Origin of the sequence: Nostoc sp. NMS4, assembly GCF_017115095.1 — a bacterium.
Lineage (GTDB): Bacteria > Cyanobacteriota > Cyanobacteriia > Cyanobacteriales > Nostocaceae > Nostoc.
Genome location: NZ_JABXKI010000039.1, coordinates 16,035 through 36,499, shown reverse-complemented (window position 1 = coordinate 36,499; position 20,465 = coordinate 16,035). Strand labels below are relative to the sequence as shown.

The 20,465-nt window shown below is 43.0% G+C and carries 17 protein-coding genes and 1 pseudogene; 11 read left to right on the top strand and 7 right to left on the bottom strand.

The features are described 5' to 3' along the window. Positions 1–97: 97 nt before the first annotated feature. The 5 genes and pseudogenes from HWQ37_RS34575 to HWQ37_RS01530 all read left to right on the top strand — a co-directional run. A pseudogene (locus tag HWQ37_RS34575) lies at positions 98–297 on the top strand (IS200/IS605 family transposase); the annotation flags it as partial. Positions 298–1,237: 940 nt separating this feature from the next. Beyond that, a complete protein-coding gene (ndhL, locus tag HWQ37_RS01545; RefSeq protein ID WP_292742945.1) occupies positions 1,238–1,450 on the top strand; it encodes an NAD(P)H-quinone oxidoreductase subunit L in 213 nt (70 codons plus the stop codon). Positions 1,451–1,474: 24 nt separating this feature from the next. Then, positions 1,475–1,786, top strand: coding sequence for a DUF3007 family protein (locus tag HWQ37_RS01540; RefSeq protein WP_292742943.1), 312 nt, complete (start codon positions 1,475–1,477; stop codon positions 1,784–1,786). A 107-nt stretch (positions 1,787–1,893) separates the two neighbouring features. Continuing rightward, positions 1,894–2,721 carry a tryptophan synthase subunit alpha gene (gene trpA / locus HWQ37_RS01535; protein WP_292742941.1) on the top strand — a complete coding sequence of 276 codons (828 nt, stop codon included), beginning with the start codon at positions 1,894–1,896 and terminating at the stop codon, positions 2,719–2,721. Between the two features lie 236 nt (positions 2,722–2,957). Beyond that, positions 2,958–3,632 carry a heterocyst differentiation related protein gene (locus HWQ37_RS01530; protein ID WP_292742939.1) on the top strand — a complete coding sequence of 225 codons (675 nt, stop codon included), beginning with the start codon at positions 2,958–2,960 and terminating at the stop codon, positions 3,630–3,632. Between the two features lie 168 nt (positions 3,633–3,800). Here HWQ37_RS01530 and HWQ37_RS01525 read toward each other — a convergent pair whose 3' ends face one another. Further along, positions 3,801–5,723 carry a serine/threonine protein kinase gene (locus HWQ37_RS01525; protein WP_292742937.1) on the bottom strand — a complete coding sequence of 641 codons (1,923 nt, stop codon included), beginning with the start codon at positions 5,721–5,723 and terminating at the stop codon, positions 3,801–3,803. A 163-nt stretch (positions 5,724–5,886) separates the two neighbouring features. Here HWQ37_RS01525 and HWQ37_RS01520 point away from each other — a divergent pair, with 163 nt between their 5' ends. The 5 genes from HWQ37_RS01520 to ygfZ all read left to right on the top strand — a co-directional run bounded on the left by HWQ37_RS01520 (position 5,887) and on the right by ygfZ (position 8,845). Then, entirely contained in the window at positions 5,887–6,375 is a 489-nt protein-coding gene (locus HWQ37_RS01520) for a hypothetical protein (protein ID WP_292742935.1), read from the top strand. A gap of 256 nt (positions 6,376–6,631) precedes the next feature. Beyond that, positions 6,632–6,820 carry a hypothetical protein gene (locus tag HWQ37_RS01515; RefSeq protein ID WP_292742934.1) on the top strand — a complete coding sequence of 63 codons (189 nt, stop codon included), beginning with the start codon at positions 6,632–6,634 and terminating at the stop codon, positions 6,818–6,820. A gap of 249 nt (positions 6,821–7,069) precedes the next feature. After that, a complete protein-coding gene (locus tag HWQ37_RS01510) occupies positions 7,070–7,477 on the top strand; it encodes a type II toxin-antitoxin system Phd/YefM family antitoxin (RefSeq protein WP_292742932.1) in 408 nt (135 codons plus the stop codon). Continuing rightward, a complete protein-coding gene (locus HWQ37_RS01505; protein WP_292742930.1) occupies positions 7,474–7,740 on the top strand; it encodes a type II toxin-antitoxin system RelE family toxin in 267 nt (88 codons plus the stop codon). Before HWQ37_RS01510 ends, HWQ37_RS01505 begins: the two co-directional genes overlap by 4 nt. Positions 7,741–7,849: 109 nt before the next feature. Next, positions 7,850–8,845, top strand: coding sequence for a CAF17-like 4Fe-4S cluster assembly/insertion protein YgfZ (gene ygfZ, locus HWQ37_RS01500; RefSeq protein ID WP_292742928.1), 996 nt, complete (start codon positions 7,850–7,852; stop codon positions 8,843–8,845). 314 nt (positions 8,846–9,159) lie between these two features. Here ygfZ and HWQ37_RS01495 read toward each other — a convergent pair whose 3' ends face one another. After that, positions 9,160–9,750: a thioredoxin family protein gene (locus HWQ37_RS01495; protein ID WP_292742927.1), complete on the bottom strand. Its 591-nt coding sequence runs from the start codon at positions 9,748–9,750 to the stop codon at positions 9,160–9,162. Positions 9,751–10,733: 983 nt separating this feature from the next. On the opposite strand from HWQ37_RS01495, the gene HWQ37_RS01490 reads away from it, so the two are divergent. Further along, on the top strand, positions 10,734–11,048 hold the full coding sequence (locus HWQ37_RS01490) for a hypothetical protein (RefSeq protein WP_292742925.1): 315 nt from the start codon (positions 10,734–10,736) through the stop codon (positions 11,046–11,048). A gap of 291 nt (positions 11,049–11,339) precedes the next feature. Here the strand turns inward: HWQ37_RS01490 and HWQ37_RS01485 are convergent, their stop codons facing one another. The 5 genes from HWQ37_RS01485 to glgX form a co-directional block, all read right to left on the bottom strand. Next, positions 11,340–12,515: a low temperature requirement protein A gene (locus HWQ37_RS01485; RefSeq protein WP_292742923.1), complete on the bottom strand. Its 1,176-nt coding sequence runs from the start codon at positions 12,513–12,515 to the stop codon at positions 11,340–11,342. A 16-nt stretch (positions 12,516–12,531) separates the two neighbouring features. Continuing rightward, positions 12,532–13,989 (bottom strand): ATP-binding protein, encoded by a 1,458-nt coding sequence (locus HWQ37_RS01480; protein WP_292742921.1) that lies wholly within the window; start codon positions 13,987–13,989, stop codon positions 12,532–12,534. A 2-nt stretch (positions 13,990–13,991) separates the two neighbouring features. After that, the gene (locus tag HWQ37_RS01475; RefSeq protein ID WP_292742919.1) at positions 13,992–15,653 is read right to left on the bottom strand and encodes an FAD-dependent oxidoreductase; all 1,662 of its coding nucleotides are present in this window, start codon (positions 15,651–15,653) and stop codon (positions 13,992–13,994) included. Between the two features lie 367 nt (positions 15,654–16,020). After that, complete coding sequence (locus tag HWQ37_RS01470) at positions 16,021–18,192, bottom strand: AGE family epimerase/isomerase (RefSeq protein ID WP_292742917.1); 2,172 nt, start codon at positions 18,190–18,192, stop codon at positions 16,021–16,023. A 37-nt stretch (positions 18,193–18,229) separates the two neighbouring features. Then, positions 18,230–20,350: a glycogen debranching protein GlgX gene (gene glgX, locus HWQ37_RS01465; RefSeq protein WP_292742915.1), complete on the bottom strand. Its 2,121-nt coding sequence runs from the start codon at positions 20,348–20,350 to the stop codon at positions 18,230–18,232. Positions 20,351–20,465: the final 115 nt, after the last annotated feature.

Here is a 20,465-nt window from a genome sequence, read left to right as displayed (position 1 = left end):
TGGAGAACTTGTAAGACCTGGAGCAATTCAGGCACAGATCGTTGAAGCAGGAATCACACGACTTCAAGTCGTGTGAGGTTCAAACTCATAACTGGTGCTTTCACAACTAATTAGTTCTCTCAAATCCGCATTAAGTCGTATCATCAGGAAGGAATTTCAAGAGTACCCAAAACAGTTTTACTAGAAAAAAAAGATCCTAGTTTCTGGACTGACGCTTACTGCATTGTTTTATGTGGTGGTGCGCCATTGGAAATAGTAAAAGAATATATTAAGAGCCAGGAGTCACCTTGCACGTAATATAAAATGCTGTCAAAAACTCAACTTTTCTAAAGATTGTTCCAGCTACGCCGAAACACACGCTAGAGATGTATCGTTTTCCACTCGCTTACATACCCAAACTTGTACAGGGTTGGGTATGTAAGCGAACATATTAAATTTTTAGTGGGGGTGGAGGGACTTGAACCCACACGACCTTTTACGGTCAACGGATTTTCATTCTCCTGCAATTTTCACTGCTACCTGATGACAATAGCCAACTCAGATTTTGAGAATCGGACTCTCCCTTTACCCTCGACTTAACGTTAGGGTAGCTCCCGTCGGGTCTCTGCACCTTCCGAACAGTTATGAGTTAGGAGTTAGGAGTTAAGAGTTTTAAATTTACTCAGCACTCAACACTCATGACTCAGGACTTTTTTCGGCTTGGCTCAGGATTGCCATGTCTGTCACCAGATTTAGGTTTCCCTGAGTTTGAGAGCTTCCACTTGAGGGATTTCTCCTTCAAGGCTCAATTATTTAAGTCCGTAGCGTCTACCATTCCGCCACACCCCCGCAGGTGTTTAACAACTAGTGAACTAGTTATTTTTTAGAGGTAGCAAATACCTCCTTATCTATTCCACCATCAATTGTGTCTTTTGTCCAACTAGATTGAAAATATTTTTTCCTGATTGTGCGATCGCTTCCTAAATTTGGAAGTTTTTTTATTTTCTCGTAATAATCTGGATGAGTTTTCGATCTTGTCTGACTAGAGCATTTGTTTGCTAGTGGATTCACATAATAGCATGATATTAGCTTTTGTCATTACATCCGTTGAATCGCCCCCAGTAAAAGTACTCCAGCCCGTCAAAGCTGCGCTTTCGAGGAATTATGGCGTAGTTATGTTGAAAGCATTATGACTATAATTCTCTGAGTCTGTCTCTTCAGCCTATGATGGAAAACAGATGCTTAAGACTGAAAGTGTATGATTGTCGCCCTACTGTATCTGATTTTGGCTGGAGCTTACCTTCTGGTAATCCCGATCGCTATCCTGCTGTACCTAAAGCAGCGTTGGTATGTAGCTAGCTCAATCGAGCGTGTCCTGATGTACTTTTTAGTGTTTTTCTTCTTTCCGGGTCTGTTGGTTCTATCGCCGTTTGTAAATTTTCGACCCCAACGGCGACAAGTTCAAGTTTAACGAGATTGGTAGGTCATAACTCTCATGCGACGGATTGACGCGATTGGAATTGGCTTGGGTGTTTTTATTGCCGGTGGCTTGGCATACTTAGGATTGCAGCTAGTCGGTTTGGATAATCAGAAAGCTGGTATATGGAGCCAAGTCTTACTAGTCAGTGGGTTAGTTGGCTGGCTGGCTACCTATTTTTTCCGTGCGGTGGGACAAAAAATGACCTACCACCAACAGAGGGAACAGTATGAGCAAGACTTTCTGCAAAAGCGGCTAGACGAGCTTACTCCCGAAGAACTAGCACGAATTCAAACCGAAATAGAACAAGAAGAGCAATCTCAGGTGTAAAGTGATCATTGGTCAGCTGTCGTTTGTCTTTTGTAACTTGCCTAAAGTTAATGACCAATGACTAATGACCACTGACCAATGAACACTGACCTTTGAGACTTGACTAAATGACTGCAATTTCTGATTGCTTTAAAACCCTTGGACACAATCGTGAGTGCGCTCTGATTCCGTTTATCACTGCTGGCGATCCAGATTTAGAAACAACAGCAAAAGCCTTGCAGGTTCTAGATCGTAGTGGAGCCGACATTATAGAACTGGGTATACCCTATTCCGATCCTCTGGCTGATGGTCCGGTAATTCAAGCTGCTGCTACCCGCGCCTTGCAAAGGGGTACGAAGTTAGAGCAGGTGCTAGAAATGCTGCAAGGGATTACTCCCAAATTGCGATCGCCAATTATTCTATTTACCTATTACAACCCAATTTTACATCGGGGAATTGACAAATTTCTCCAAGAAATTGCGGCGGCTGGGGTGGCGGGATTAGTAGTACCTGACTTACCTTTAGAGGAAGCCGCCAGCTTGCTGCAATCAGCTAGTGAGATGGAAATTGATGTAATATTGTTGGTAGCTCCTACAAGTTCTGCTGAACGGATCGAAGCGATCGCTCGTTCTTCCCTTGGATTTATTTATTTAGTCAGCGTCACTGGGGTAACAGGGATGCGATCGCAACTAGAAATGCGCGTGTCCGATTTACTCCAACAAATTCGTAGTGTTACTGATAAACCCATCGGAGTGGGCTTTGGGATCTCCGAAGCCGCACAAGCCCGTCAGGTAAGGGAATGGGGTGCAGATGCAGTGATCGTGGGTAGTGGTTTTGTGAAACGGTTAGCAGAAGGTACACCAGAGGAAGGGCTAAATGCGATCGCCCAATTTTGCCAAAGTCTCAAGGCAGCCATCAAGACCACCAACACCAGCACAAATACTCCTCTTGATTAGACGGAGAAAGTAGATTAAAAAAGTATAACAGTGTAGTTTTTCTATCCTTGTTTGGTAGACAATTTGACCATTATGGTCTTGAATATTAACATCAGATATGATCGTGTAAAAAAACTAGCTGATACAGTCGCTTATAGTTTGAGTATTATGTGAAATTAAGTAGGCATAATTTATGAGTGTGAGAGTGAGTCAGTCAAAAATGATTATAGTTACGTCGCAATCGAGGAGCAAAGGCGATGAGTGAGAGTATGGCATTTATCGGCGGGGTTGCCGTAGCTGGGCTGGCGGCTCTCGTATTGCTCAAAGGAACTAATACCCCTCTACAATCTAACTTCGCTGTTGCTCCGCAAATCCCAGGTGCTGTAGCACCGGGAATGCCGGCACAAATGTATTCTCCTTACAATCCTTATGCGCCGCAACCAGTGTATCCTGGCCAGGTTCAGCCACCGACTGCTACCAGTGCTGACCAGCGCCTAGAGATGGAGAAACTGAACACGCAGATGCAGTTGGAGCGTTTAAAAAACGACAATGAACAGCTGAAGTTGCAAAATCAACAACTCCAGGGACAAGTTCAAAATTTCAATACTCAGCAGCAGTGGCAATTAGCCCAGCAGAATAACCAACAAAAAGCAGCAGCAACAACATTCCAGCCGCAAAATGCTTGGTGGTCTTCACCCGTGCTTTGGGCTGTTGGAGGCGCAACTCTCACTATTGGTGGTGGTGTTGTAGTTGCTGGGGTATTGGCTTTATTTTCACCACGGCAGCGTCCAGCCCGTACTGTACAAGTTATTCACCCCTACCAAGGAAATACACCGCCCTTGGTTCCAGTCCGCCGTGCTGAGTTTCTACCTGCTTCGCGGATGGAAGCAAGACGAGTCGAAGCCCAAGAATACGACGAGATGCACGGATAGGGAAAATAAAACCACAGATAAATACCTATTTAAAATCTCGTTTCCAGGTATAACTTGGGAACGAGATTTATTGGGACAATACTGCGAATCCGGGCGGTGCAGCCCTCCTTTATTCATTCCCAGTCAGAAGAAGCTGGAAACGAGGAAAACTGTGTTTACTGATAACTGTTAAAGACTGCTTTTAGGAGTTTCTGTGGTATTGGGACTGCTTGTGGTTGCAGGTTGCTTATTATCGGGAAGTTTCTGTGGGGTCTTTTTCTGATTACCTTGATTTTCTAGCTGAGTTAGTGCCTGTTTTGCCAGATTTTCGGCTGCTTGTTTAAATAATGGTTCTATTTTGTTTCGCCAGTATTTAGTATTAGGCAACTTTTCTGGATGGTTTCTATAATCTAAAACTTTATCCCATTTACCATCATCTATTGCTTTATTGATCTCATTAGATAACGCCTCCGCCTTCGCCCAATCTGACTGCCACTGGGCAATCATTTTGCCCGTCTCTTGGATACCAGAAGCAGCATTTGCCGGAACCGATCTTAAAAGTGCGATCGCTCCAATTATATCGCCTGAGTCATACTTCTTTTTTGCTTGTTCGATAATATTGGCACTGTTATCATTAGGTTGCGATCGCTCTGATTTCCCAGCATCGACAGTTGACTCCTTCGGCTTTTCTGGTAATGAAGTTACTACATCCCTAGATTTTGGTTTTGGCTGGGGAATTGTTCGAGTCGCAATCAAGCTACTATCATCTACAACTTTAGTTGCAATGCCCTTTTCACGTAGGCAAGAGGCCCATTCATCTTTATTGTCTATCACAGCCGGGTGTGCCCAAGCCAAACCACCAGATTTAAGTTTAACTTCTACCCAACCTGCTTTTGTCCGCTTGCCTGTTACCTCGAAATTGGTATTATTAGCAACAGTTTGCACAATATTATCAGAATTTATCGAACTAGGTTCAGAACGGATATTAGAATTTCCGACGACAACAGCCGAGCATTTATTTGCTAAGGTGGTATCCTTACCTGTAAAATTTAAAGCCAAGTTTTTCACATTTGGATATACATTTGCTACCAAGGCAGCCGCACCACCCGCCAATAATATGCCAATTAATATCGGCCAGGGGTCGGATTTATTGGAGTCTTTACGCGCAGGTTTGACAGGATTTGCTGGTGCAACTGCAATAGTTTGCAACCGAGATACTTGAGGCTGCGATTGGGCCGCTTGGTAACTGGAATTTTTGGCGGCTTCTTGAGAGGTAGAAAGTGCAGGTACTGGATTAATCGCATCTTGACACGCTTGCAGTGCTTCCGTAGCATTTTGATAGCGGTCTTTGAAGTGATAGCGCACCATTTTAGATAACACTGCCGCCAATCGATGGTTCACGGTTACTGAATGTCGCCAGATAATTTCGCCAGTCGCTGGGTCTTCTTGCAATTCTGTTGGCTGTAATCCTGTTAGTGCTTGAATGGCAATAATACCAAGGGAATAGATATCACTGTTAGGACGGGGTTTACCTTGCCCTTGTTCTGTGGGCATATAGCCAGGAGTACCGATAACCACTGTGGGAGAGGCTTGTCCGCCTACTGTTACCAGTTGTGTACGCAGTTGTTTCACTGCTCCAAAATCAACTAAAACTAACTTATTATCTGAGGCGCGACGGATGATATTATCCGGTTTGATGTCGCGGTGAATCACGCCTTGGCGATGGACAAATTCGAGAATTTCTAGAACTTCCTGCAACAGTTGAACTACTTGGCTTTCACTCCAGCGCTTACCAGGTATAAGTTCCTCAGCTAGGGTATGCCCTTCAATATATTCTTGTACTAAATAAAATTCTTGGTTTTCGTCAAAGTACGCTAGTAGCCTGGGTATTTGGTCATGGTTGCCCAGTTTTTCTAAGGTTTCGGCTTCGCTGTTGAACAGGCGTTTAGCAGTATCAAAAACTCTGGGGTCAGTTCCGGGCTTGAGGTGCTTGACAACGCAAATGGGATTTCCTGGCCGCCTAGTATCTTGGGCAATGTATGTTTGACCAAATCCTCCCATTGCGAGGACTCGAATTACTTGGTAACGGTGGTCTAGTAGCTTGCCGATCATATTCCCTCCCCAGAGTTATTACCTAATTTTCCAGCTGGTAATAAATATCTCCAAATTTTCTTCAATGAAATCCGCTATCTTGAGAAAAGATTTAGATTAAAAACGCAGCTTTTTAATAAATGCAGACTGTTTATTTTTCTTTTAGTGTCCCTGTTTATTACCAATGCCACCGAAAATAACAAATCCAGTTGCATGGCAGCAGGCTGAAATCCTCATGCAACCTGCTTTCATTCGCGTTATCGATAATATCCGCAAGCAGCTTGATGAATCTTCCTGGACGGGAACTTACCACGATGTCCTGATTTGGCCGCCTAGCACCACTGATGAAATCAAAGCATTGGTGACTGAACTGTTGCAAGCGATGGAAACTGCAACGCCCCAAGAAGCAGATGAAATCAGAGAGACTCTGGTTCGTCTGCCGATGCCCCATCCAGGATATCATCTACGTTTGCAGCGTCAACAGCAAGAAGCGAGTATCGATTTGTGGGAACTGTGTTATGAAGTGTGTTTTTTTGAATACACACCACAGAAGGAAGTTGCAGATATTGATACTAGTTTAATCGATGAACTGGGTGAAGTGGATTGGCTGCGTTTGGATGCTAAGTCAAAGGAGTTGGTTGAGGAGGCTTTTGCTAAATTGTCAGAGAGTTAACAAATAAAATACCCTCAGAATAGAATTCTGGGGCTATACAAACGAAACCCACCTGCGTGGGTTAATGAGGAAAGCGATGCCTACGGCGGGCTGCGCCTACGCTTTTTCTTCAAGCAGCAAAATTTTCACTCATACGGCTGTAGTCTATTGAGTTAGTAAATTCTGACTGGCTTATTGCTCGTAGTTTATCTAGAACGCAGTAGGCGAACACGCATTATTTCTGCTCGTCCCGCGACTCGTAATGAAAGAAAGTTATATGAACAAGCATAATGAAGAACTCGAACTATGCTTAAAACCCCGTACTACAGAAACAGTATCAATAAAAATACCAATAGAGGCATTAGAATCGCTCAAAAAAGTTGCAGCTAATCGAGATATGACACTTGAAGCATTACTCAAGTTTTACATTGGGCAGAGTTTGCGGCAAGATTTAGCCAAGTTATGATCTGAGTAGGTATTGGAATAAATCGCTCAAGTTCTAGCAAGGCACATCGAATCAAAAGAGGAAAATTTAACGATCATTCCAAAAAAATCAAGCTGAAGCAACTCTTTAGTGACCTGCTATCAAAGAGTTAGGACTTACGCAAAATATCTCTCAAACTCTGATTTCTCCGTGTCCTCTGCGTCTCTGCGGTTCGTTATTCCGTAACTCGTGCGTAAGTCCTAAGAGTAAAAGATAATTTCAGGAATAAAAATGTCTAACCAAAAAAATTACAACGAAGCTTGCAATAATTTTGACAAAATTTACGAAGAGGTAATTAACAGTCGTGAATCTGTAGTTATTAATCGTGAAGGTGCAGAAAGTGTATCCGTAATTCCTACTGCGGAACTTAATAGCATTATGGAGACAGCATACTTGTTTCAATCACCTGAGAATGCAGCACGTCTTTTAGATGCTTTACAACGTGTTAAAGCTAAGACTAATAAAGAACTGTTGAAAACAGCAATTGTTGAGGTACTTCAAGAGCAAAAAGAAGTACTTTATGATTTATTCGCAGAAATTATGGAAGATATAGCTTTAGAAAGAGCTATTAAAGAAGGTGAAAATAGTGAAACTGTCAGCCGCGAAGCTATTTTCCAAATTTTGGAAACTAAAGGATGAATATAGAGTTCAGAAAAAACTTTGAGAAAGATTTAAATAATATTCGGGGTGAAGCCTTATTTAAAAAGATTAAGGCGGTGATTGAAGAAGTAGAAAATGCCGAAAATCTAGCAAATATAAGTAATATTAAAAAACTCCAAGCTGATGGCAACTATTATCGCATCAGAATTGGAGACTACAGAGTTGGAATTACAGTATCAGAGAGCGTAGTAATTTTTGTGAGGGTATTGCACAGAAAAGATATTTACAGGTACTTTCCGTAATTTAAGCGATCGCCTCACCCCTTTCACCTCTACGCTATTGAAGCCGCAAACGCTTATTTGCTAAGATTTCCAGTGCGACAACATTGAAACAGGGCAACTTCTCATCACCATGCCAACATCTACACTTGACGATAAAGACACAGCAGCTATCGAAGCCGCCAGAGTTGGGGTTGCAATATGCGATCGCACCGCCTGGGGACGTATCAAAGTAGCTGGCGACGATCGCCTCAATTTTTTACACAACCAAAGTACTAACAATTTCCAAATACTCAAGCCTGGACAAGGTTGTGATACGGTTTTTGTCACTTCCACAGCCAGGACAATTGATTTAGCAACCGCCTATGTTCGAGAAGATGCCGTAATTCTGCTGGTTTCACCTAACCGCCGCCAATATCTCATGGAATGGCTGGATAAATATATTTTCTCTGCCGACAAGGTGAAATTATCTGATATCACAAAATACACCAACACCTTCAGCCTCATTGGTCCAGGAAGCGACGCTGTTTTAGAAAAGTTGGGTATTGGCGAACTCATTGGGCAACCTTATGGTAGTCACCAAGTATATACAATCCCTCCGGCTGAGGGTGTGCGGATTGCTGTGGGGAGTGGGTTAGCGGCTCCCGGATACACCTTTACTTTCCCCTATACTGACAAAGAAACGGTGTGGAACAAATTGTTAGAAGTTGGGGCGGTAGAGATGAGCGATCGCGCCTGGGATGCTTTGCGAATCTTACAGGGTCGCCCCGCCCCAGATGCAGAACTCACAGATGATTATAATCCTCTGGAAGTTGGTTTGTGGCAAACAATTTCTTTTACTAAAGGTTGCTATATTGGGCAAGAAACTATTGCTCGGTTAAATACATATAAAGGTGTAAAACAACACCTTTTGGGAATACGACTAACTGCCCCTGCCGAAGTTGGAAGTGCGATCGCAGTTGGAGATGAAAAGGTCGGCAAACTTACCAGTTACACCCAAACAGCTGATGGTTACTTTGGACTAGGTTACATTCGTACCAAAGCTGGTGGCGTAGGTTTAAAAGTCAAAGTGGGACAAACTGAGGGTGAAATCGTAGAAATCCCGTTTGTTTCTCACGAGTACCCATAATTTGTAATTCGTAATGACGCTCTCTACGTTCGCGCAGCGTGTCGCAGACAGACGCTGCGCGTAGCTTGCTTCCCCGCAGGGGTAGGTTTTGCATAAAAAATAGAAATTTGTTGGTTGGGTTGAGCAACGAAACCCAACATTTTCTTGGGTTTGTTGGGTAACGCATTGCCTCAACCCAACCTACGAATATTCTTAACTTACATAACAGTCTCGAATTACGAATTACGTTAGCGTTCACGAAGTATCTCGTAGAGAAGCGGTAGCGAGTCATCTCCCAAGGGGAGACACTAAGAGCGAACGAGCGTCATTACGAATTACTTTACCACCTGACTGCCATGACTGCGGGGGTCATCTTGATTCGCCGTTGGTGCTACTGGGGCTGAAAATTTAGAAACTTTCCCGCTAGCTTGAGCATAAGGGAGAGACGAACCAGTAACTAAAGCTTCCAAGTTACTAGCCATAATCGTCCGGGGTTGATCGCCAATCGCTTGAGCGATGGTTTCGCCTTGCTGACTCAAAAATACAAAATGGGGAATCCCATCTACCCGATATCTCAGCATCTCCGGCAGCCATTTGGTATTATCTACATTCAGCATGACAAAATTCATCTTCTCAGCATACTCTGTTTCTAATTGAGTAATATCTGGTGCCATTTTTTGGCAGACAGTACACCAATCAGCATAAAACTCTACTAGAGATGGTTTGCCGTTGCTAATTGCTACTTCTAACGGTGTGGAAGTTTCGCTTAACTTGGCTAGAGTTGCCGAAGTTGTTTCAGTTCGCAATCCTAAGACGAGGGAAACGCTAAGTGCGATCGCTACTATTACAATTAAGAAGTTTCTCAGACGCTTCCCAAATGTGGATTCAGGTTTTTCGGGAGAATTAACAGGTGAATCAGTACTCATAACAGAATTATTAAAACTTATTAAGCAATTTCTTCTTTAGTTTAGCTGACTACAAGCGCTCTTTAATCCCTGCATTTTGGAAGAGATGGGGATTAGGGACTAGGGACTGGGGATTGGGGATTGGGGATTAGAGGATGTTTGAAAAGTGGTACGTTGTGATTTTAATCGAATTATTATCCCCCTTAATCCCCCCTTGTAAAGCTATCCATTAGTCACATCTTTCTTAATGTTTCTGTAAAGGAGTCAGGGAAAGGATTGTAGAAAGAGGTAATCTGTGAGTAATTGACAAAAATAGATAAATGTGTAATGTGAGAGATTTGAGAGGCGATCGTTAACTACATATTTGACAATTATGGTGGAGTAGTTTCCAAGTGGCGGGTTAGGGTGGGGTATTTTTGTATTTCATTAACTTGCAATCTGCTGTATACCAATTCTCTGTGAAGTTAGACATTATTTTAACGCCTCCTAATCTCCCCTTATCAAGACGAGGTGTCGCAGGTGGCGGGTTTCTTTCCATGCGTCTTCATCAAGAATTGGTATTAGTTAGTTAAATATGCGAATTAGAGCTTATCTATATAAATCAGCCTTTTCAAAAATTTCAGTAAAATTCCTCTTTTCTTAACAAGTTAAATATAACTAAACTATTAATGGTTGTGCTGGCTTAGTTGATAAAAAAATGTCAATTATTCCAGGTGTATCTATTTGCTAACTCTCTTTCAAGCAGATTCAGTAGTCTTAAAATAACCGCTCTCTTTTCACGAAATAGAAATTTACCTTCTTCTTGGTTGAGTAAGGTTGAATTTTTGTTAGCGAATTAATGTACTAAGCATTAGTAGTCTATTCATTTGTAAATCGCTGTGTTCAAGTCTGATTGAACAACAGTGTCATGATTTCTATTGGGAAATTGCAGTTTTATTTCTAACTGAGAACAAACACAACTTCTGTAAGCTTTGAATATTTATCAACCCATTTTACCAATCCTCATGCAACAATATATTTCTCATTTGCTCCTACTGGTATTAGGCACAAGTTCAACTTTCCTTGTTACTCCATGTCAAGCTCAAACTCCAGAAAAAACCAACAGTCAAAATCCTGAGAATGTTAGTTCCATATCTTCAAATTCACCCTCAGCTATTCAATTGAGGGATTTTACCAATCCTGCTAATAGCAAACTACCTCTCCTCTCTGAGGTAATTAATAACTCTTCTACTGCTAATGCCAAGATAACAACAAATAAGCCTCAGCCACGGGTTCCTATATCCAGCAGAATTTTTCCTACAGCTTCGATGCAGCAATAATTAGCGGTATGCTGCTTGATGAAATTCTCTTAACCGTGCAAAAACATCACATCCGAATGGCACTAAGTTAAGATACAATCCTTGCCCGAACTTCCAGCCTGTAGGCTGGGAACGAGGCTAGATAAGTCTTTGGGCTTTACAAGCGTGCCATTCCATCACATCCATATAGATGAAAATTGGTTGTGCTTTTTTCATTTTCCCTTACTGGGATGCTTCTTTTACTGGCATCCCTTTCTTTTTTTGTACAGCTACTAACTGAGCGATCGCTCTATTTCAGTCTAAAGTCTAGATTTATAAAAAACTAGTAACCTGACGCAGATCGAGAATAACTTGAACAATACCAACCACAGCTATCAGCCCAATCAACTCCATAGCTGACAAACCCGCGCCAGTTACAGCAATAATCAAAATAACAGCTGCTGCCAGAAAGCGATACCCCGCCCGGACTTTGCAGCGTAGTCTAGTGTCAGTACTTACACCAGTCAGATAGATGATTCCAAGGGTAAAGAAGCACAGCACCAAGCTAGCGCAAATCAGCCAGCGTTCAGCAGATGCCAGTACTACACCTGTATCACTTGCTAGGGCGTGTTCCACCCCAACTCCGGTAGCGGCAATACCAATTACCAAAGGTAAATGCATATAGACCCAAGTCTGATAAGCTCTGATGTGGCGGCAAGCACGAGCAGCCTGGATTGCTGAACCACCAAGGTTGTCAAAATACAGCCACCACAAACTAAAAGCAATACTCAAGCCAAATACGGCAGTATATGCAGATGAGAAATTCCACTCCTGCTGTGCGACTCCATTCACTACCGCTAATACCGTCTCGCCTAGCACAATTAAGGTAAATAAGCCAAAACGTTCAGGCAAGTGTGAAGCGTGGGGAGCCAGTTCCACATGGACAGACTTTCCGGCTGTCAATACTATTCCAAATTCTACTGTCAGCGCTAAAATCCAAAACCCAAATCGTAGTGGTATTGGTACAAATACCGATGCCAACCAAAGTAAAGCCCCTAGTCCAGAACTGCTGGCGATTCGGGTTGTTAGTGGTCGTGCTGTAACTATATGCCTTCCAGCACGTAAGAACTCGACAACAAGCAACACTCGAACAATAGCGTAAGCAAGAGCAAAACCAACTGAACCTTTACCCAACCCATCGTGTACGTTAACTGCTAGTGCTGCCACTGCAAGCATTTGTAAAGCGGTCAGGAGCCGGTGTCCCAAATCATCAGTATCAAAAAGATTGGCGTAGAAAGTAGCACCAATCCAAGACCACCAAATTGGTACAAAGAGCAGCAGAAAGCCAAGGAAGCCCGATAGTGAGACATCCCGATTGAGATTGTGAGCAAGCTCCGAAATCGCAACCACGAAAAATAGATCAAAAAAAAGTTCTAACCACGTTGCGTGTCGTTCTTCTTCCCGATCTTCACTAATACGTAACTCAGGAGATTTCAACCATTTATTCATGCCATACACTCCTTAATCAACTGTGTATAAATTGCATAGTATTATCGGATGGTATAAATTTGCATTGATGGCATTCAGATGTTGTTTCAGCCAAAGATATGGGCAAAATAACCTGAAAACGTGTGCTTCCTGGTTCGGAGAACAAGCGGATCTCGCCTTTATGCTTTTCAACAATTCGGTAACTAATCACTAGACCTAAGCCTGTTCCTTGGCCTACCCCCTTAGTGGTGAAGAACGGCTCGAATATGCGCTCTTGGATTTCTGGCGGAATTACTGGGCCGTTATTAGCAACTTCTACTAGCACACAGTTATTTTCTCTTGCTGTGCGAATTCTGATTTGTCCTTGTCCATTCATTGCATCGATCGCATTGTCAATCAGATTCGTCCATACCTGATTGAGTTCGCTACCATACACTGAGATTAGCGGTAGGCTTTTGTCATAATCGCGCGTTAAACTAATGCCGCCCTTGAGCTTATGACCGAGAATAGTTAGCGTACTTTCAACTCCCTGATGTATATCTACCTCCTGCATAGGAGCTTGATCCATATAGGAGTACTCTTTAATAGCTTTGACCAGTTCGGAAATGCGCCCCGAACTTTGGTCAATTTCATCCAACAGTTCAATTCCTGTGAGTGTGGCATCGAGCCAAGCTAGAACTTCAGCGAGGGATTCTGGGGGTAAATACTCCACAATGGTATCCAGGTATTGAGTATCCAATCCTCCCCGGACTAAGGAAGAAACAATTTTCCAGCCATCAGGTACATTGTGTAAATCCAGCCAGACTGTCACTTCTTGCTCGCGATCGCTCTGCGCGAGTAAATCTTCTAAGTCGCAGGGTGTTTCAGCACGTACAATTACTGTGTGCAGCAAATTGTCAAGAAACAGCAGTTGTTTTTTTGTCATCTGCCTGTGATTGAGTTTGAGTCCCAGAGATGGCAATTGTTGAAAGATTTTGTGCAAGTGCTTCCCACCTCGGACAACAGCTGTTGCTGGGTTATTTAACTCGTGGGCCAGTCCAGCTGCTAAAGTGCCGAGTGCAATTAGCTTTTGGTGGTGTTGTGACATAGATTCCAACATTTGCACCCGTTGCGCCGTCATGATTAAAAGGTCGCGTGTAATCGACGGACAGGTTGTCAGCATTTCCCAGAAAGTATCTGTCTTCCATTTCAACATATAGCTCGGTTTGACGGCACGCACGTTAACGAGATGGTGAGGAGCATCTAAGAGAATCAACTCATGACCTGTGTATGTTCCAGCACCAAAACTCATGACGTGTTTTTCTGCATTGCCGACCTTTTTGGTAAACTCAATTTCGCCTTCTATCAGCACGTAGAAATAGTCTAGTGGTTCTCCTTCAATGGCTATGTATTCTCCCGAAATCAGACATAGTTCACAGCTATGTTCAGATAACCATTGCAATTGCTCATCTGTCAATTGTGCAAAAAGTGACACCTGACGCAAAGCATCTAACATAATTACACCTTACTTAGATATTGATGGATAAACTGAATAGCGATCGCACCCTCTCCAACCCCAGAAGCAACTCGCTTCACAGAGCCGTTACGCACATCTCCAGCCACAAAAATGCCTGGTATACTGGATTCAAGCAGGAAGGGTTCGCGATCGAGTTGCCATTGCTTTGAACAGCGTTTATTTAGTGTTAGGCTCGGCCCGGTTAAGATAAAGCCTTGTTCGTCTCTCTCCACAATTCCCGCCAGCCAATCAGTGTGTGGTTTTGCACCGATTAAGATAAACAGCAACTTTGTCGGAATAGTTTCCTTTTCATGGGTTTTAGTGTTAGCGAGTGTAATTGCCTCTAAGCTAGTCTGGCCATGAACCTCGACGATGTGGGAGTGAAAACGTACTGTGATATTGTCTGTTGCTAAAATTCGGTCTATTAAGTACTTTGACATACTTGTAGCCAGGGAATTGCCACGTACCAATATAGTCACATGACGAGCGTACTTAGAAATGTAAACCGCAGCCTGTCCAGCTGAGTTCGCTCCACCAACTACATAAACATCTTCATTTTGGCAGGAAAGGGCTTCGGTCATTGCCGCCCCATAGTACACACCCGCCCCAGTCAGATTCTCAATGCCCGGTACATCAAGCTTGCGATATGACACACCTGTGGCAATCAGTAATGCGTAACAGCTTAATTCTGTCCCATCTTTCAGTTTGATGATGCGATAAGAATCTTGCAAACGAATGTTAATTACCTCTTGAGGTGAGAGAATCTCTACCCCGAATCGTTTCGCTTGAGTAACGGCGCGGCGAGCTAATTCCGATCCGGCAATTCCTTGGGGAAAGCCTAAATAGTTCTCGATACGCGAACTCGTTCCGGCTTGACCCCCTGGAGCCTCTTTTTCAATTAATACTGTGCGTAGACCTTCAGAAGCTCCGTAGACTGCTGCTGCCAAACCAGCTGGCCCAGCCCCAACGATCACCAAGTCATAAAAGGGCATTTGGGCTTGCATCTTCAACCCGATTTTTTCAGCAATTTCGGCGTGGGTTGGTTGTGTAAGATACGAACCATCAGGGCAAACTACTAGTGGCAAATGTGCGGTATTACATTGAGCATAACTAACCCACTGGCGCGCTTCTTCCTCTACCTCAATGTCTAACCACTGATAAGGCATATAGTTGCGGGCCAAAAAGTCCTTAATGTGATGACTCTTGGGCGACCAACGAGAGCCAATAACGCGGATACCTTCAAAAGGTGGGCGGTATGACGAAACCCAATCGTCTAATAAATCGCTCAGAACTGGGTATAAAAGGTCTTGTGGCGGCTCCCAGGGTTTGAGAAGATAGTAATCAATTTTGGCTGTATTGATCGCAGAGATCGCAGCATCGGTGTCTGCATAAGCTGTTAGTAAAACTCGTTTTGCAGCCGGGAAAATTTCCATAGCCTGTTCAAGGAACTGCACACCCGACATTTGTGGCATTCGCTGGTCTACCACACAGAGCGCAACTGTCTCGTTACGTAATTTTACCTGTTGCAATACTCTCAAAGCATTTGCACCTGAGTCGGCTCTTAGTACTCGAAAGCGATCGCCATATTCATGTCGGAGATCTCGCTCTATGACTCGTAAAACTCCGGGGTCATCGTCAACAGTAAGTAGTACAGGATTAACCAAGATAGCTCCTTTCTGGGAATAATACTTGTAATTGTTTAACTAGTAGTCCGTCAAGCAAACAATGCTTGGTAAATGAAATTTTTACTTCTCTCTTTTCCTTCTTCCTTTGCGCTCTTTGCGTCCTTCTCCCTTGGCGTTAGCCTCTCCCTTTGGGAGAAGGGGAGACGCTAACGCGAATGCGGTTCGTTCCTTTACCCTTCAAACTTCGCTTGACAGACTACTAGTAATCTGTCCCATTAATAAGGTTGCGAGATCCCCGACTTCTTCAAGAAGTCGGGGATCTGACCACCAAATAAGTTTGTAGTAAGAGTTCTTGATTTTTTCAGCACTAAAGTGCTTACTACAAACCTCTCAAAACTAACCCAATCTACACAGTAGCCATTTCAGTAGTTTCATACTTATCTAACACAGTTACACTGTCACAAAATGCACTCATCATCAGGAATTGTTTCACGTTCTCCGGTGCGCCAACCATGTAGAGTTCAACATCAGAACCCAGTTTTTGTTTAGCGAAAATCAAAGACCGTAGACCAGCAGTAGTAATACATTCCAGGTCTTGTAGTAGTAAGACTAGACGATTGATTGGCTGTGCTGTAGCTTTAGCGATCGCTTCCTGAAAATGTACCACACCATTAGCATCCAATAAACCAGTTAAGGAGATTTTGGCAGTACCATTACTGACTTCTAACAAAGTTGCATCGAAAGATATTTGAGTCGGCAGAAGTCTGACTCTAACTTTCACATCATCTTGAGTAACAGGCAGTTTGACTGTCAAGTTTGCAGCATCAAAATCGGCATACCTTTGCCCATTGATCCATACATCGCCAATCCGCACACTACCGGGTGGTAAGATATCTGGTGCGACTCGCAGAATGTTGTCCTTAAAGCCACCTGGCTTTGGTTTAAAGTACAAATCCATTGGCTGTTTGGTAATCAACAGATTCGTATAAACGCAAGCTAAGTAAGCTAATTCAAAGGAGTGATAACCGCTCATTGAGTGGCTTCCCTTGCCTCGTTCTGTTCCTAACAAGTAGGGAATCCCATTTGAGAGAACATTGAAGTAGATACCGCCAGCCACGTAATCGAGGAACCAAGCATTATAAAAAGCTGCCGCTTCACGGGCTTGGCGTTGATACTCAGGTTTATCAAGTGAGCCATTCAAGATCAAGTAAGCTAAGATGGCTTGTTCTTGCTGCCACCAAGCTTTCCGGTTATGCCAGACAAAGCGGTGTACCTCTTGCCCTGGTTTTAAGGTGCGTTCCACCACATCGTACCACCCCCCACGCTGTTGGTCGCTACCGACTGCTGGCATGATTTCGGCAATCTTTTCTGCCAAAGCCACATAGTTTTCTTTTGGCTTTAAGTGGTTCATTCGCATTAAGTTCCAAGCAATTTTCAGGTTATGACCGACAACTGCTCGATTCTGCTGCCATCCCCAAGTTGTATCATGAGTCCAGTCTTCATAAAAACGCTCTTGAACAAATGGGCTATGGTCGTAATCTGGGAACCGCTTTTCAATGGTGTCGAAGGTGTACTCAAGGAAATTTGCGTATTCTTCTTTGCCAGTCGCTAGCCAAAGATTGATCAAATAAGCTGGGGCATGATCGCCTACGGAGTTCCAATTTTTCTTGGCGCGATTGTGACCTAGAGTGTGAGAATGGGGGCTGAGAGTAATCGGATCGATGTGGGAGAAAAATCCGCCTTTCTCTGTCTTGTCCAAGAAATACTTGTTAAACAGATTAATCGTCAAGTCGATATCTTTGATGATCCGTGGATCGCCCGTGATCCGATAGGTTTGAGTGGGGCCAGCCAGGGCATAAATTTGTTCGTAAGCTGGAATAGCGTCATAATCATCCCCAAATTCTGAGGAGAATATTTTCTGTTCGCTACCACCTGGTTTGACATCAACAGCATGATACCAATAGCAAATTCCTTCGCCTTCATCGAGAAAACGCATGTGTTGGCGGAGGTATTCAGTGCCTTTTTCCGCAGCTTCAAGATAGCGATCGTCTCCAGTCATCATGTAGGCTGTGGCAAAACCGTAAACTAGACGAGAAATGGTGTCAGTTTCCTGACGAGTGCTATCTTCTTTGGAACCAACTAAACCGATACCTGTGCGATATTTCCGATAATCAATATCGCCATCTTCAAACTGAGCTTTGAGGTAAAAATCGCCAAGGCTTCGGATCTGCTTGACCCACCAATCTGGTCTTTCAAAAAGATATTCGTTTTCTGTTCTACCGAGAAAAACTATGTGTTTAGCTTCAAATTTATGCTCACCTGCTTCAGGATAAAAAATGCCATAGGCGAAAAGATAGCAATTAGGAATGAGCATTGAACTTATTTGGCTAGTGCAATCAAAGAAAGGCTCATCTAAATTGCGTACTAGTTCAGCATAAGTCATTGAGGTCAATGCTACTTCAAATTTTCTCCCATCTGAGGTTTTGAGATTAAAAGTACCATGCTCTCCCTGACTTGAATCAAAAGCGGTAACATACCCAGCAATCAAATCCGAAAATGAGAAGCCTAAATTACTCATTGAATTAACTCCAAATTGGAAACTTATTAACTGGAAACTATTTAGAAATCAGCACAACAACGCTACGCTCTTTAACAGAATAGGTATTATCTGAAACTACAGTTTCTTCCCCTGGCTCTGCAATATCTATCGGAGAAGGAAGCGCAGTATCTACGACTCTGTACCATTTTCTATTTTTAATAGAAGGAATTTCAAACTCTAGATCCTCCCAGTACATATTGAGCATGACGTGAATATCTGCTTCTCCTTCAAAGCCGCCGAGAGTAAATGCCAGGACTCTGGCATGAAAGTCGTGCCAACCTGGTTTAAACAACTTGCAGCCATGCCAAGCAATATCTGCTAAACCGCGCTCGTTAACTTCACCGGTGAAAAAATTACTCCGGCGTAAAGCAGAATGGCAGTAACACTTACGGAAATTAATTATCAGTTTGAAGAACCTGAAAATATCAGCATTCTTCTGAGCAAGATCCCAATCAAACCAACTAATTTCGTTATCTTGGCAGTAAGCGTTGTTGTTACCTTTTTGAGTACGTCTGATTTCATCACCAGCCACAATCATTGGTACACCTTGAGAAAGCATGAGAATGGCTGCAAAATTCTTAATCTGTCGCCGACGTAACCCATCAATTTGTGGATTGTCAGTTTCTCCTTCAACACCACAATTCCAACTTAAATTGTCATTGATGCCATCCCGATTGTTTTCACCATTGGCTTCATTGTGTTTGTGGTTGTAGGAAACTAAATCATTGAGGGTAAACCCATCATGACAACTAATGAAGTTGATACTGTTAATCGGTAAATGTCTGCTTGATTGGTAAAGATCGGAACTTCCACCAATGCGCCAAGCAACTGCCCCAACTATTCCGGCATCTCCTTTGACAAAGCGCCGAATATCGTCTCGAAAACGTCCGTTCCATTCTGCCCAACGATATCCAGGGAAGTCACCAATTTGATAAAGTCCACCAGCATCCCAAGCCTCGGCAATGATTTTGGTGTCAGCTAGTGTTTCGGATGTTTCAATGTGCCAAATCACTGGCGGATGGATCATTGGTACTCCGTCTTGGCTGCGAGATAAAATAGAGGCTTCATCAAAGCGGAAACCATCGACGTGCATCTCTTTCACCCAAAATTCCAGGCAATCTACAATTAACTTTTCTACTATGGGATGGTTGCAATTGACGGTATTGCCACACCCGGAGTAGTCCATGTAGTACTGCTTATCCCAATGTACTAGGTGATAAAAGATATCATTAAAAAGGCCTTTGAAGCTGATGGTTGGGCCTTCATGGTTGCCTTCATCGGTGTGGTTAAAGACTACATCGAGAATTACTTCAATCCCTTCTTTGTGTAAAGCCTTGACCAAATCTCGAAACTCTCTGATATGATTGCCAACATCAGGAAAAGCACAATAGGAAGCTTCTGGAGCAAAGTAACTGTGTGGGTTGTATCCCCAGTAGTCTTTTAGTTGTTTGCCGTTGACTTCTCGGAGAAGGTTCTTTTCGTCAAAGTCAAATATTGGTAGTAGTTCAATAGCTGTGATTCCTAACTCTTTCAAGTAAGGAATTTTTTCGATAATTCCCGAAAAAGTGCCGGGGTATTTGCAGCCAGAAGAGGACGATCTGGTAAATCCGCCAACGTGTACCTCATAAATGATGGTGTCACTCATCGATCGGTTGAGCGGGCGATCGCCTTCCCAATCATAATCGGATATATCTATAACTACACTACGCATTGAAGTAGTTACATTGTCTTTTGACCCTAAAGCATCGCTACGCTGCCAAAGAGCGTTAGTGTTTCCTCTAGCATAAGGGTCAAGCAATACTTTATTTTTATTAAAGCGGTGTCCTGCTTGGTGTAAATCAGAATTACCATTAACTCGATAAGCGTAGTGAGCGCCTGGTTTTAACCCTCTCACATAAATATGCCAAAAGTGGAAGGTTTTATTAATTTTTGGGTCTAACTGAATAGTATGTGTCGGTAGGGGGGAATCATCTTGATCGAACAATAAGAGTTCGACAGAAGTAGCGTGTTCTGAAAAGATGGAAAAGTTTACTCCATCTTTGTTTGGGATTGCACCGAAAGGATGTGAGCATCCTGATTCTAATTGATAATCAGGTATTGCTAGTTCAACCTGATGTCTATCTGTAGTTAAAGTCATTCTTTCTCTTTGTCCTTATGGAATTTATTGGTGGTATTTCAGAATGATTTTTTAGCGATTACTTAATCGCTAAGTTACCTATTATTCTTTGACTACAATATATCTATTCAGTAAT